The organism is Cypionkella aquatica (assembly GCF_030161095.1).
Classification (GTDB): domain Bacteria; phylum Pseudomonadota; class Alphaproteobacteria; order Rhodobacterales; family Rhodobacteraceae; genus Cypionkella; species Cypionkella aquatica.
Map to the genome: position 1 here is coordinate 572701 of NZ_BSPP01000007.1, position 14093 is coordinate 586793.

The following is a 14093-nucleotide window of genomic DNA, read 5'->3' on the forward strand; positions in this document are numbered from 1 at the left end:
CGAAAGATATTGCTACATCGGTCATGCTTCTGAAGGAAACAGCTAGATGCTGCGCCGTCTACACAAAGAACAACCAAGCTCGTTTGAATTCACCCCGGCCAATCTGGCCTGGGCGGAAGGGCAGATCGCGAAATATCCCGCTGGGCGGCAGGCTTCGGCGGTGATCCCGCTGTTGTGGCGTGCGCAGGAACAGCATGGCTGGCTGACGCGTCCGGCGATTGAATATGTCGCGGACAAGTTGGGCATGGCCTATATCCGCGCGCTGGAAGTGGCGACGTTCTACTTCATGTTTCAGCTGCAACCTGTTGGTTCGGTGGCACATATCCAGATTTGCGGCACCACCTCCTGCATGATTTGCGGTGCCGAGGAGTTGATTGCGGTTTGCAAGGAGCTGGTGGCGCCTGGCGCGCATCAGGTTTCGGCGGATGGCAAATTCTCGTGGGAAGAAGTTGAATGTCTGGGCGCTTGCACCAATGCGCCGATGGCGCAGATCGGCAAGGATTATTACGAGGATCTGACAGCGGACAAGCTGCGCGCGTTGATCGGACGGTTCTCAACCGGTGAAGTGCCGGTGCCGGGGCCGCAGAACGGCCGCTATGCGGCGGAACCGTTGTCGGGCCTGACCTCGCTGAAAGATCATGAAGCCGGGCGCAAGCCTTACAATGCGTCGGCGCAGGCTGCGGTGGATATCGGCGATACGGTGAAGCGGATTGATGGCACCGAAGTGCCGCTGCTGACGCCTTGGATTTCAAAGGGTGTCAATACGGATCCGAAACTGGCGGCAATGCCAGAGGCGGTAGCGCCCGCAGTGGGCGTGGCGGTCGAGCCGAAACCCGGCGCGGCGGCGGTGGCAGATAAAACCGGCGTGACCGTGCAGGAAGCGCCTGCGATGCCTGTGGGCAAACCTGCGGCTGATGGCAATTCGGCTCTGGCCACACCGCTTGCGACGCCCGAGGCGAAAGCCCCGGCGGATGGCGCGCAAAGCCAGCCAGCCGCATTGATGGCGCCGCGCAATGGTTTGGGCGACAATTTGCAAAAGATCGAGGGCATCGGCCCGGTGATCGAAAAGCTGTGCCATGGTCTGGGGATTTTCCACTTTGATCAGATCGCGGCGTTTGGTCCTGCCGAAGTCGCTTGGATGGACAGCAATCTGAAAGGCTTCCGGGGCCGGGTCAGCCGCGATAGGTGGGTGGCGCAGGCTAAGCTGATCGGCGAGATCGGGCTTGAGGCTTTTATGATCCGCGCCAAGACCAATGATTATTGAGGGTTATGATGGATCACGCACATGATCACGATGCAGTTGATGGGCCTTGGGCTGGCGGCTGGCTTGTTGCTGTTCTGGCAGCTTTGATTGCGGTTGGCCTTGCGCGCTGGCTGGGCGAGGTCGACGGCTTTGCGGCGGTGATCATCGCGCTGGTGGTGTTCGGGGTCTATGCGGTTTTGTTGGGCAATGGCGGCGTTGAACTGACCGTCACTGCGGATCACGACCACGATGGCCACGGCAATCACGGCCATGCCCACAGCGACGGGCATCACTGACATGGCGGGTCCGGCGTCTCAGGATAAATCGGCGCGGCAATCGAGGCTGGTGGCCTTGGTGATTGCAGGCACGATGATCCTTTACATGGCGGGCCAGCAAATCGGCGCAGAGCTTGGCCTGCCGCTGAAATACACGTTCCTGCTCGATCTGGCGGCTTTGGCTGGCTTTATCTGGGCGTTGGTCGTGACGTATCAAATTTGGCGCGCGCGCCGCAGGTAAGGAAGGGGCAATCATGCTCGACGATAAAGACCGGATCTTTACCAACCTTTACGGGATGCACGACCGCTCGCTTGCGGGCGCGAAAAAGCGTGGCCACTGGGACGGCACTGCCGCGATCATCGCCTTGGGGCGGGATGGCATTGTCGACAAGATGAAGGCTTCGGGCCTGCGCGGGCGCGGCGGGGCAGGGTTTCCCACCGGGTTGAAATGGTCGTTCATGCCAAAGCAATCGGATGGCCGCCCGTCTTATCTGGTGATCAATGCCGACGAATCCGAACCCGGCACCTGCAAAGACCGCGAGATCATGCGGCACGATCCGCACACCCTGATCGAAGGCGCGTTGATTGCGTCTTTCGCGATGGGGGCAAACGCGTGCTACATCTACATTCGCGGCGAATATATCCGCGAGCGTGAGGCGTTGCAGACCGCTTTGGACGAATGTTACGCGGCGGGCCTGTTGGGCAAGAACGCCGCGAAATCCGGTTGGGATTTTGACTGCTATCTGCACCATGGTGCGGGGGCCTATATCTGCGGCGAAGAAACTGCGCTGCTCGAAAGCCTTGAGGGCAAAAAGGGCATGCCGCGGATGAAGCCGCCGTTCCCGGCAGGTGCTGGGCTTTATGGCTGCCCGACCACTGTGAACAACGTCGAATCCATCGCTGTGGTGCCGACCATCCTGCGGCGCGGGCCAGAGTGGTTTGCTGGTTTCGGTCGCCCGAACAATGCGGGCACCAAGCTGTTTGGCATCTCGGGCCATGTCAACAACCCTTGCGTGGTTGAAGAAGCCATGTCGATCACCCTGCGCGAGTTGCTGGATGTGCATTGCGGTGGCGTGCGTGGCGGCTGGAAGAATATCAAAGCCGTGATCCCCGGCGGGTCCTCGGTGCCAATGCTGAATGCGGCGCAATGCGAAGATGCGATCATGGATTTCGACTGGCTGCGCGAGCAACGCTCAGGCCTCGGGACAGCGGCGGTGATCGTGATGGATCAATCGACCGATGTGATCAAGGCGATCTGGCGTCTTTCGAAATTCTACAAACACGAGAGCTGTGGCCAATGCACGCCCTGCCGCGAAGGCACTGGCTGGATGATGCGGGTGATGGACCGTCTGGTGCGCGGTGAGGCCGAGGTTGAGGAAATCGACATGCTGTTGTCGGTGACCAAGCAAGTCGAAGGCCACACCATCTGCGCTTTGGGCGACGCGGCGGCTTGGCCGATCCAAGGTCTGGTGCGGCATTTCCGCGAGGAAATCGAGGACCGCATCAAGGCGAAGAAAACCGGGCGCATGGGCGCGATGGCGGCGGAGTAAGCGATGCGTTTGGTTCTGGCAGCAATGATCGGTCTGGCTTTGACCCCGCAGCTTGCGGCGGCCGAAGGCTATGCAGGCCTGATCATTCCGGCTGAACACAAGGGCATCAAATACAAGGTCGAACTGACCGCCGACGACAAGGCCGGCCCCTATGATGTGCGGGTCTGGCGGATTGATGGCGGCTCGATGTCATACGAGCGCAAGGTTGGCGTGCAACTGCTGAAAGTCGCTTGTGCGGCCGAGGATTATGCGGTCGCCAACACCCGCTCCAAGCTTGACAAGGGCCAGTTGGTTTTCAAAGGGGGCTGCAAATGATGCGGGCCTTTGCGATGATCAGCGTGGCGGGTCTCAGTGCTTGTGTGCAGGGTACGCGCCCGATGCCATTGGCCGAAAGCGGTCCGGTGGCGGTCGAACTGGCCGGAGCCTCCTACATCGCCGATCTGCAACCCACCGAAGCTGGCCCAGTGCTGGTGATGACGCGCGATGGTGCGTCCTTTGGCAATGCCGAAGGGCTTGAAGCCAAACGCGCAGCCGAGGCGTTTTGCGCCTCGCGCGGCATGTCGGTGAACCGTGCGGCTTATGGCCATTATGTTGGCGGCGGTTGGCAGTTCAAACGGGGTTGCGCATGACCCGGGCTTTGATGGGCGATAACTTGCACAACACGGCCTCGTGTCATGGCATATCAGGCACTTGCGGCCATAGACTCTGGGCTGTTGATGCCAAGGAGGCCAAAATGACCAAATTTATCTCTGCTATCGCGCTGATGGCTGCACTGACTGCAAGCCCCGCGCTGGCGCTGGAGCCGCTGAACAAAGACGCCCGCGTGACGGAGTCGTTGGTGGCGGTGCGGGTTGGTGACACCATCCGCAACACCTGCCCGTCGATCAGCGCCAAGATGTTCACCGTGCTGGCGAAGTGGAACGATCTGAAATCCTATCTGCGCGACAAAGGCTATACCGAGGACGAGGTGGAAGCCTTCCGCAAGAACAAAGTCGAAAAGGCCCGGATCAAGGGTTTGGCGGCGGAGTATCTGGCCAAGGCGGGTGCCGTTGAAGGCGATGTCGAAAGCTATTGCAAAGTTGGCCGTGACGAGATCGCCAAGGGCACTTTGGCGGGATCTTTGCTAAGGTCGTACAAATGACCAACAAGCCCGGATATCATCTGGCCGAGTTGAACGTGGGGCGCCTGTTGGCCCCCACGGACGATCCGCGCGTGGCTGAATTCATGGGCGCGTTGGACCGGGTGAATGGCCTTGGCAAACGCATGCCGGGGTTTGTCTGGATGATGGAAGGTTCGGGCGAGCCGGGCACTGGCAACACCGAAGCCAAGATCGAAGGCGACGCGCAGTTCGTCTCGAACCTGACGGTTTGGCAGGATGCGGCGTCGCTGGAGAATTTCGTGTTCGGCACCGTGCATCGCCTGTTCTACGAGCGCCGCGCCGAATGGTTTGAAGTTTTGGGCAAGATGCATTTCGTGATGTGGTGGGTGCCGATTGGGCATCAGCCGTCACTGGACGAAGCACTGGCTCGGCTTGCAGATGTGCAGGCAAACGGCGATACGGACCGGGCGTTTGGCTGGTCTTATTTGAAAGAAGCGCAGGGGATGAAAATCCGGTCCTGCGCCCCAATGGCGGCGGAGTAAGCGGATGTCGAACCTCAAGAAAATCAGCATCGACGGGATCGAAGTTGAAGTCGATGGCGCGATGACGATCATTCAGGCGGCGGAAGTCGCAGGGGTCGCCATTCCGCGGTTCTGCTATCACGAGCGTCTGACGATTGCAGGCAACTGCCGGATGTGTCTGGTGGAAGTTGTCGGTGGCCCGCCGAAACCTGCGGCGTCTTGCGCGATGCAGGTCCGCGATCTGCGGCCCGGCCCGAATGGCGAGGCGCCTGTGGTGAAAACCACCTCGCCGATGGTGAAGAAAGCCCGCGAGGGCGTGATGGAATTTCTGCTGATCAACCACCCGCTCGATTGCCCGATTTGCGATCAGGGGGGCGAGTGCGATCTGCAAGATCAGGCGATGGCGTTCGGCGTCGATTTCAGCCGCTACCGCGAACCCAAACGCGCGTCCGAGGATCTGAACCTTGGGCCATTGGTGGAAACCAAGATGACGCGGTGCATTTCCTGCACCCGTTGCGTGCGCTTCACTTCAGAAGTGGCGGGCATCTTGCAAATGGGCCAGACCGGGCGCGGCGAAGATGCCGAGATCACCAGCTATCTGAACGCGACGTTGGACAGCAACCTGCAGGGCAATATCATCGACCTGTGCCCGGTTGGCGCGCTGACATCTAAACCCTATGCCTTCACCGCGCGGCCTTGGGAGTTGACCAAGACCGAAAGCATCGACGTGATGGATGCGTTGGGCAGCAACATCCGTATCGACACCAAGGGCCGCGAAGTGATGCGGATTTTGCCGCGCAACCATGATGGCGTGAACGAAGAGTGGATTTCCGACAAAACCCGTTTCGTCTGGGATGGCCTGCGCCGTCAGCGCCTCGACGTGCCTTATGTGCGTGAGAACGGCCGTCTGCGCAAATCGAACTGGGGTGAGGCGCTGACTTTGGCCGCAGCGGCGATCAAGGGCAAAAAGGTAGCCGGTCTGGTCGGCGATCTGGCCCCGGTCGAGGCGGCGTATTCTCTGAAAGCGCTGATCGAAAGTCTTGGTGGCCGCGTCGAATCCCGCACCGATGGCGCGCGTTTGCCGATGGGCAACCGCTCTGGCTATATCGGCAATGCGACGATTGAAGATATTGATAGCGCCAAGACCATCCTGTTGATCGGCACCAATCCTCGGGTTGAAAGCCCGGTTTTGAACGCGCGCATCCGCAAGGCATGGTCGGCGGGCGCGAATGTCGGGCTGATCGGTGAAGCGGTCGATTTGACTTATGATTACAAGCATATGGGCAATGACCGCGCCGCTTTGGCCGATCTGGTCGGCAAGGTCACCGAGAAGCCGAATACCATTGTGATCGTCGGCCAAGGTGCCTTGAACGAGGCCGATGGTGAGGCGGTTCTGGCGCATGCGATGGCCTATGCGCAGGGCGCGGGCGGCAAATTGTTGGTGCTGCACACCGCTGCAAGCCGCGTTGGTGCTATGGACGTGGGCGCTGTGACCGAGGGCGGGCTGACTGCGGCCGTCGATGGGGCAGAGGTGATCTACAACCTTGGCGCGGATGAGGTCGAGATCGCAGCGGGTCCGTTTGTGATCTATCAGGGCAGCCATGGGGATCGGGGTGCGAACCGCGCCGACATCATCTTCCCGGCGGCGGCTTATACCGAAGAAAGTGGCTTGTTCGTCAACACCGAAGGCCGCCCGCAACTGGCGCAGCGCGCAGGCTTTGCACCGGGTGAGGCGAAAGAGGGCTGGGCGATCTTGCGGGCGTTCTCGGCAGAGGTCGGCAAGACCCTGCCTTGGGACAGCTTGGCAGCTTTGCGCAAGGTGATCGTGGCCGCGCATCCGCATCTGGGCATGCTGGATCATGTGCCTGCCAATGATTGGCAGCCGCTGGCCCTGCGCGATATGGGCCGCGCCACTTTCCGCAATGCGTTCAAGGGGTTCTATCTGACCAACCCGATTGCACGCGCCAGCAAAGTGATGGGCGAATTGGCGGCGATGGAAGCTGAGCGGGCAAACACCCCGATGGCGGCGGAGTAAACCATGCGTCTCGTCGCGCCCTTTGTGATCGGATTGGCTGCCTTTGGCGGCCTGTTCGCTTGCGCGGGCGAGGCGCCAAAGCCAGATGCGGGCTTCAAGCCGGGCTATAAGGGGATCGAGACGATCCTTTTGGACGGCGATCTGGTCAATTTTCGCGTGGCGATGACCGGCGCGCGGGACGACAGCGATGTGGCGGCCTATGCGGCTTGTGCGGCGGCGCAATATGCGCTGATCCGGGGCTTTGGATTTGCGCGTCATGTGCGCACGAATGTGGCGTTAAAGGGTGGCGTTTGGCGGGGGGATGCAGTTTACACCATCTCGGCGTCGCTGCCCCGCGGCGTGAAGACGATAGATGCTGAAGTGACCGTGCGCGATTGTGGTGCGCAGGGCATACCGACGGTTTAAGACGGACGACAAAGGCCGGACAACGGCCAAACGACTGAGGGAACGTGAGGGATCATGGCTGACTTTTTGCAAACCGGGCTGGGCATAGCGTTACTTGTGGCGCTGCAAAGCCTTGCGATCATTGCCTTTGTGATGATCAGCTTGCTGTTCCTGGTCTACGGCGACCGCAAGATCTGGGCGGCGGTGCAGCTGCGGCGCGGCCCGAACGTGGTGGGGCCATTTGGCCTTTTGCAATCGGTGGCCGATGCGCTGAAATATGTCGTCAAGGAAATCGTGGTGCCTGCGGGCGCTGACCGCGCGGTGTTCTTTCTGGCGCCGATGCTGTCGTTCATCCTTGCGATCCTGGCCTGGGCGGTGATCCCGTTTGACAGCGGTTGGGTGCTGGCCGATATCAACGTCGCCATCCTGTTCGTGTTCGCGGCCTCTAGCCTTGAGGTCTACGGCGTGATCATGGGCGGCTGGGCCTCGAACTCGAAATACCCGTTCCTGGGCTCGCTCCGCTCTGCCGCGCAGATGATTTCTTACGAAGTCTCGCTGGGCCTGATCATCATTGGGATCATCATCTCGACCGGCTCGATGAGCTTCAGCTCGATCGTGCAGGCGCAATCGGGCAGCTATGGCTTGCTGAACTGGTATTGGCTGCCGCATTTCCCGATGGTGTTCCTGTTCTTTATCAGTGCCTTGGCCGAAACCAACCGTCCACCCTTCGATCTGCCCGAGGCTGAATCGGAACTGGTTGCGGGCTTCATGGTGGAATATTCCTCGACGCCGTATCTGCTGTTCATGGCCGGCGAATACATCGCGATCTTCCTGATGTGCGCGCTGATTTCGCTGTTGTTCTTCGGCGGCTGGCTGTCGCCGATTCCGGGCCTCGCCGATGGCTGGTGGTGGATGGTCGCCAAGATGTGGGTGTTCTTCTTCATGTTCGCCATGGTGAAGGCCATCGTGCCGCGTTACCGCTATGACCAACTGATGCGGATTGGCTGGAAAGTCTTCTTGCCCTTGTCGCTTGGCTGGGTGGTTGTGGTGTCGTTCTTGGCAAAATATGAAGTGTTCGGCGGCTTTTGGGCACGCTGGACGATGGGAGGCTGATCATGGGTCCGGCACGCACAACCGATTACCGCCGCGCGGCGAAATATTTCCTGCTGATGGATTTCATCAAGGGCTTTGGCCTTGGCTTCAAATATTTCTTCGCGCCGAAAGACACGCTGAACTACCCGCATGAAAAGGGGCCTTTGTCGCCGCGTTTCCGTGGCGAGCATGCGTTGCGCCGCTACGCCAATGGCGAGGAACGCTGCATTGCTTGCAAGCTGTGCGAAGCAATTTGCCCGGCGCAGGCGATCACCATTGACGCCGAGCCGCGCGAAGATGGCTCGCGCCGCACCACCCGCTATGACATCGACATGACCAAATGCATCTATTGCGGTTTCTGTCAGGAAGCCTGCCCGGTCGATGCGATTGTCGAGGGCCCGAATTTTGAATTCTCGACCGAAACCCGCGAGGAATTGTTCTACAACAAGGACAAGCTTCTGGCGAACGGTGCGCGTTGGGAAGCCGAGATTGCCCGTAACCTTGAACTTGACGCGCCGTATCGGTGACATGATGAACGACACCTTCAACCAGATCTTCAAGCAGATGATGGAGCAGGGCCAGCAAATGGCCAAGGCGTTCGCGCCTGCATTGGAAGGCGTCGATGTGAAGGCGTTTGAAAAGATGTTTCCGGCGATGCCAAAGGAAATGCTTGAGGCGTTCTTTGGCAAGACCTTCAACCCCGAGGGTCTGGATGCCCGCACCCGCTTTCTCGTCACCATCGCGGCGCTGACGGTGCAGGGCCCGCTGGGCGAGCCGCAAATCCGGGCGACGGTGAAGAACGCTCTGGCCGCCGGGGCCACCAAACGCGAGATCGCCGAAGTGATCTGGCAGATGTCGATGTTCGGCGGTGTGCCCGCCATGCAGAAAGCTTTGGAGACCGCGCAGGCGGTATTCGCAGAAACCGAGGAGAAAGCGCCATGAGCGTTGCAGATCTGGCCTTTTACGCGTTTTCCACCGTCACCATCGCGGCGGGGCTGCTGGTGACCTTGTCCCGCAACCCGGTCCATTCGGTGCTGTGGCTTATTCTGGCGTTTCTGTCCTCGGCCGGGCTGTTCGTGCTCTTGGGCGCAGAATTCGTCGCGATGCTGCTGATCATCGTCTATGTCGGCGCGGTCGCGGTGCTGTTCCTGTTCGTGGTGATGATGCTGGACGTGGATTTTGAGGAATTGAAGGGCGAGATGTCGCGCTACATGCCCTTGGGCCTGCTGGTCGGCGTGATCATCATCATGCAACTGGTGCTGGGCGTCGGCGCTTGGGTGCAAGCCGATGGCGCGATGGGCCTGCGCGCGGCGGTGGCCCCCGATATGGCGCAAGTGGAAAACACCCGCGCCTTGGGCCTGCTGATCTATGACAAATACCTGTTGCTGTTCCAGCTGTCGGCGCTTGTGCTGCTGGTCGCGATGATCGGCGCGATCCTGCTGACCCTGCGCCACCGCAAGGACATCAAACGCCAGAACGTGCTGCACCAGATGTGGCGCGACCCGGCGAAGGCGATGGAGCTGATGGACGTGAAACCGGGGCAGGGGCTGTGATTATGGTGCGTGCAAGCACGCACCCTACCGAATAACCCGTATGGTGCGTGCTTGCACGCACCGCTGCGGACCAGAAATGACAATCGGGCAACGACCCGGAGGGACGAAAATGGTAGGACTGGAACATTACCTTGTGGTGGCGGCGGCTTTGTTCGTCATCGGGATCTTTGGCATCTTCCTGAACCGGAAGAATATCATCGTCATCCTGATGTCGATCGAGTTGATGCTGCTGGCGGTCAATATACAATTCATCGCCTTCTCGTCGTATCACGGTGATCTGGTGGGGCAGCTGTTCAGCATATTCATCCTGACGGTGGCGGCGGCAGAGGCGGCGATTGGTCTGGCGATCTTGGTGGTGTTCTTCCGCAACCGCGGCACCATTGATGTCGAAGATGTTAACGTGATGAAGGGCTGAGATCATGGATATGCAACTCAGCGCCAAGATCATCCTGTTCGCCCCGCTGGTGGGCTCGATCCTCTGCGGCTTCGGCTGGCGGTTGATTGGCGAAAAGGCGGCGACGTGGTTGGCGACGCTTGTGCTGTTCGCAGCCGCCATCCTGTCATGGTATATCTTCCTGACCTTTCAAGGCGATACTCAGCACATCACCGTGCTGCGGTTCATCGAATCCGGCACGCTGAGCACCGAATGGGGTATCCGCCTCGACCGGATGTCGGCGATCATGCTGGTGGTGGTGAACTCGGTTTCGGCTTTGGTCCACCTCTACAGCCAAGGCTATATGGCGCATGATGAAAACTGGGCGCATGGCGAAAGCTACCGTCCGCGCTTCTTTGCGTATCTGTCGTTCTTCACCTTTGCGATGCTGGCGCTGATCACCTCTGACAATCTTGTACAGATGTTCTTTGGCTGGGAAGGTGTGGGCGTTGCCTCATACCTGCTGATCGGTTTCTACTATCGCAAGCCGTCGGCCAATGCGGCGGCGATGAAGGCGTTTGTGGTCAACCGGGTCGGTGACTTCGGCTTCGCGCTGGGGATTTTCGCGCTGTATTACCTGACCGACAGCATCAAGTTTGACGAGGTGTTTGCGGCGGCCCCGAAACTGGCGGAGACCAATCTGCGTTTCCTCTGGGCCGAGTGGAACGCCGCCAATCTGATCGGCGTGTTGCTGTTCATCGGCGCTATGGGCAAATCGGCGCAGTTGTTCCTGCACACTTGGTTGCCCGACGCGATGGAAGGCCCGACCCCGGTTTCGGCCTTGATCCACGCAGCAACCATGGTGACGGCGGGTGTGTTCCTGGTCTGCCGGATGTCGCCGCTGTATGAATATGCGCCCGATGCCAAGCAGATGATCGTGGTGCTGGGGGCGACGACCGCGTTCTTTGCCGCGACCGTGGGCCTTGTGCAAAACGACATCAAACGCGTGATCGCTTATTCGACCTGTTCGCAGCTGGGCTATATGTTCGTTGCGGCAGGGGTTGGCATGTATCCGGTGGCGATGTTCCACCTGTTCACGCATGCGTTCTTCAAAGCGATGCTGTTCCTTGGCGCAGGCTCGGTGATCCATGCGATGCACCACGAGCAAGACATGCGGAATTACGGCGGCTTGCGGAAGAAAATCCCGCTGACCTTCTGGGCCATGATGATCGGCACTTTGGCGATCACCGGCGTGGGCATCCCGCTGACGCATTACGGCTTCGCGGGCTATCTGTCGAAAGATGCGGTGATCGAAAGCGCTTGGGTCGGGTCGAACTATGCCTTCACCCTGCTGGTGATCGCGGCGTTCATGACCTCGTTCTATTCATGGCGCCTGATGTTCATGACCTTCTACGGCAAGCCGCGCGGCGACACCCATGCCTATGATCATGCGCATGAAAGCCCCACCGTGATGTTGGTGCCTTTGGGCGTGCTGGCATTGGGCGCGATGTTTTCGGGGATGATCTGGTACAACAGCTTCTTCGGCGATGAGGCCAAGATGCGCGCATGGTTCAACATGGAACCCGCGCATGAACAGACTGCCGAGGAAGGTCACGCGACCGAAGCCGTGGCCGAGACTGCACCCGCTGTGGAAGCTGCTCCGGCAGCCGAGACCGCGATGACAGAAACGGCTCCGGCCGCAACAGCCGAGGTTGCCCCTGCGACCGACGCCGCTCCGGCAGCCACTGCCGAAGTTGCCCCTGCCACCGACGCCGCTCCGGCAGCAACAGCCGAGGTTGCACCTGCGACCGACGCCGCTCCGGCAGCAACTGCCGAGGTTGCACCTGCCACCGACGCCGCTCCGGCAGCCACCGCTGAAGTTGCACCTGCAACTGACGCCGCTCCTGTCGCGGCGACAGAAACCGCGCCTGCTGCGGAAACCGCAGGTGCGGCGACGGCTGAGGCTGCACATGCGGCACCGGGCGTCGCCCCGAGTGGCGCTATCTATCTGGGCGCTGACAATCATGTGCTTCATGCAGCGCATGAGGCGCCTAAATGGGTCAAAGTCTCGCCCTTCATCGCGATGGTTCTTGGCTTCCTCTTGGCGTGGAAATTCTACATCCGCAGCCCGGAACTGCCCGCCAAACTGGCCGCACAGCAACGTCCGCTGTATCTGTTCCTGCTGAACAAGTGGTATTTCGACGAGCTTTACAACGTGATCTTCGTCAAACCTGCGCTGTGGCTTGGCAATTTCCTGTGGAAAAAGGGCGATGGTGCGGTGATTGACGGCGCGCTGAACGGTGTCGCGATGGGGATTATCCCGTTCTTCACCAAGCTCGCAGGGCGCTGGCAATCGGGCTACGTCTTTACATATGCCTTCGCGATGGTGCTGGGGATTGCTGCCCTGCTGACCTGGATGACGCTTACGGTGGGGCACTAAGACCATGAATTACCTTCTTTCCATCATCATCTTCCTGCCCGCAGTCGCAGCCGCCATCATGGCGCTGTTCCTGCGCGGATCAGGAGAGGCCACCGCCACCAACGCCAAATGGCTGGCACTGATCGCCACCACGGCGACGTTTCTCGTCTCGCTGTTCGTGCTGAAGGGCTTTGATGCGACCAACACCGGCTTTCAGTTTGTCGAAGAGGCCAATTGGATCGTCGGGCTGAAATACAAGCTGGGCGTCGATGGTATCTCGATCCTGTTCGTGATGCTGACCACGTTCCTGATGCCGATCACCATCCTGTCGTGCTGGGGTGTCAGCGACCGCGTCAAGGAATACATGATCGCCTTCCTGCTGCTGGAAACGCTGATGCTTGGCGTGTTCCTCGCGCTTGATCTGGTGCTGTTCTATCTGTTCTTCGAGGCAGGTCTGATCCCGATGTTCCTGATCATCGGCATCTGGGGCGGGCAGAACCGGATTTATGCGGCGTTCAAGTTCTTCCTCTATACCTTCCTCGGCTCGGTGCTGATGCTGGTGGCGATGATCGCGATGTATATGGCGGCGGGCACCACCGATATTCCCACGCTGATGGCGTTCCAGTTTGACAGCGCCCCGATGGTGGTGCTGGGCATGACCATCACCGGTGGCTTGCAGACGCTGCTGTTCTTGGCGTTCTTCGCGTCTTTCGCGGTGAAAATGCCGATGTGGCCGGTGCATACCTGGCTGCCCGATGCGCACGTTCAGGCCCCGACGGCGGGCTCTGTGGTGCTGGCGGCGATCTTGCTGAAAATGGGCGGCTATGGCTTTTTGCGCTTTAGCCTGCCGATGTTCCCGGTTGGGGCAGAGGTGCTTTCAAACCTTGTGTTCTGGATGTCGGCAATTGCCATCGTCTACACCTCGCTGGTGGCGCTGGCGCAGTCGGATATGAAAAAGCTGATCGCCTATTCGTCCGTTGCCCATATGGGTTACGTCACCTTGGGGATTTTTGCCGCCAACCAACAAGGCGTGGACGGTGCGATTTTCCAGATGATCAGCCACGGCTTTATCTCGGGCGCGATGTTCCTGTGTGTGGGCGTGATTTACGACCGCATGCACACACGCGAGATTGACGCCTACGGTGGCCTTGTGAACCGGATGCCCGCCTACGCCTTGGTGTTCATGTTCTTCACCATGGCCAATGTCGGCCTGCCGGGGACCAGCGGCTTTGTCGGTGAATTCCTCGTGCTGGCCGGGATCTTCCAGGTCAACACCTGGGTCGCGGCCGTCGCCACATCGGGCGTGATTTTCTCGGCGGCCTACGGGCTTTACCTTTACCGCCGCGTCGCCTTCGGCGCATTGGTGAAGGAAGCCTTGGCAACCATTCAGGACATGAGCCGGCGCGAGCGTGCCATCTTCGCGCCGCTGATCGTGATGACCCTGCTGCTTGGCGTCTATCCGGCCTTGGTGCTGGATATCATCGGGCCATCGGTGAAGGCGCTTGTTGACAACTACCAAGTGGCCGTGACGGCCTTTGCTGCGAACTAA

General features: G+C 59.9%; 17 protein-coding genes. All 17 read left to right on the forward strand.

The window, feature by feature from the left end:
- Positions 1-46 precede the first annotated feature (46 nt).
- The 17 genes from QQJ98_RS11360 (at position 47) to QQJ98_RS11440 (ending at position 14093) form a co-directional block, all read left to right on the forward strand.
- Positions 47-1264 (forward strand): NADH-quinone oxidoreductase subunit E, encoded by a 1218-nt coding sequence (locus QQJ98_RS11360; RefSeq protein WP_284325442.1) that lies wholly within the window; start codon positions 47-49, stop codon positions 1262-1264.
- A gap of 8 nt (positions 1265-1272) precedes the next feature.
- On the forward strand, positions 1273-1539 hold the full coding sequence (locus QQJ98_RS11365) for a hypothetical protein (protein ID WP_284325443.1): 267 nt from the start codon (positions 1273-1275) through the stop codon (positions 1537-1539).
- On the forward strand, positions 1514-1759 hold the full coding sequence (locus QQJ98_RS11370) for a DUF5337 domain-containing protein (protein ID WP_284325444.1): 246 nt from the start codon (positions 1514-1516) through the stop codon (positions 1757-1759). Before QQJ98_RS11365 ends, QQJ98_RS11370 begins: the two co-directional genes overlap by 26 nt.
- Before the next feature lie 13 nt (positions 1760-1772).
- Entirely contained in the window at positions 1773-3068 is a 1296-nt protein-coding gene (gene nuoF, locus QQJ98_RS11375) for an NADH-quinone oxidoreductase subunit NuoF (protein ID WP_284325445.1), read from the forward strand.
- A gap of 3 nt (positions 3069-3071) precedes the next feature.
- A complete protein-coding gene (locus QQJ98_RS11380; protein ID WP_284325446.1) occupies positions 3072-3383 on the forward strand; it encodes a hypothetical protein in 312 nt (103 codons plus the stop codon).
- Positions 3380-3697: a hypothetical protein gene (locus tag QQJ98_RS11385; RefSeq protein WP_284325447.1), complete on the forward strand. Its 318-nt coding sequence runs from the start codon at positions 3380-3382 to the stop codon at positions 3695-3697. The genes QQJ98_RS11380 and QQJ98_RS11385 overlap by 4 nt, the downstream gene beginning before the upstream one ends.
- A 104-nt stretch (positions 3698-3801) precedes the next feature.
- Positions 3802-4209 carry a DUF5333 domain-containing protein gene (locus QQJ98_RS11390; protein ID WP_284325448.1) on the forward strand — a complete coding sequence of 136 codons (408 nt, stop codon included), beginning with the start codon at positions 3802-3804 and terminating at the stop codon, positions 4207-4209.
- Complete coding sequence (locus QQJ98_RS11395; protein ID WP_284325449.1) at positions 4206-4709, forward strand: DUF3291 domain-containing protein; 504 nt, start codon at positions 4206-4208, stop codon at positions 4707-4709. The genes QQJ98_RS11390 and QQJ98_RS11395 overlap by 4 nt, the downstream gene beginning before the upstream one ends.
- 4 nt (positions 4710-4713) lie before the next feature.
- Positions 4714-6723, forward strand: a complete 2010-nt coding sequence (gene nuoG, locus QQJ98_RS11400; protein WP_284325450.1) for an NADH-quinone oxidoreductase subunit NuoG — start codon at positions 4714-4716, stop codon at positions 6721-6723.
- A gap of 3 nt (positions 6724-6726) precedes the next feature.
- A complete protein-coding gene (locus QQJ98_RS11405; protein WP_284325451.1) occupies positions 6727-7128 on the forward strand; it encodes a hypothetical protein in 402 nt (133 codons plus the stop codon).
- Between the two features lie 54 nt (positions 7129-7182).
- Positions 7183-8220 (forward strand): NADH-quinone oxidoreductase subunit NuoH, encoded by a 1038-nt coding sequence (nuoH, locus tag QQJ98_RS11410; protein ID WP_284325452.1) that lies wholly within the window; start codon positions 7183-7185, stop codon positions 8218-8220.
- Between the two features lie 2 nt (positions 8221-8222).
- Positions 8223-8726 carry an NADH-quinone oxidoreductase subunit NuoI gene (nuoI, locus tag QQJ98_RS11415; RefSeq protein WP_284325453.1) on the forward strand — a complete coding sequence of 168 codons (504 nt, stop codon included), beginning with the start codon at positions 8223-8225 and terminating at the stop codon, positions 8724-8726.
- A gap of 4 nt (positions 8727-8730) precedes the next feature.
- Positions 8731-9141, forward strand: coding sequence for a carboxymuconolactone decarboxylase family protein (locus QQJ98_RS11420; protein WP_284325454.1), 411 nt, complete (start codon positions 8731-8733; stop codon positions 9139-9141).
- Entirely contained in the window at positions 9138-9752 is a 615-nt protein-coding gene (locus tag QQJ98_RS11425) for an NADH-quinone oxidoreductase subunit J (RefSeq protein ID WP_284325455.1), read from the forward strand. Before QQJ98_RS11420 ends, QQJ98_RS11425 begins: the two co-directional genes overlap by 4 nt.
- A gap of 109 nt (positions 9753-9861) precedes the next feature.
- Positions 9862-10167 (forward strand): NADH-quinone oxidoreductase subunit NuoK, encoded by a 306-nt coding sequence (gene nuoK / locus QQJ98_RS11430; RefSeq protein WP_284325456.1) that lies wholly within the window; start codon positions 9862-9864, stop codon positions 10165-10167.
- A 4-nt stretch (positions 10168-10171) separates the two neighbouring features.
- On the forward strand, positions 10172-12565 hold the full coding sequence (gene nuoL, locus QQJ98_RS11435) for an NADH-quinone oxidoreductase subunit L (RefSeq protein ID WP_284325457.1): 2394 nt from the start codon (positions 10172-10174) through the stop codon (positions 12563-12565).
- A 4-nt stretch (positions 12566-12569) separates the two neighbouring features.
- A complete protein-coding gene (locus QQJ98_RS11440) occupies positions 12570-14093 on the forward strand; it encodes an NADH-quinone oxidoreductase subunit M (RefSeq protein WP_284325458.1) in 1524 nt (507 codons plus the stop codon).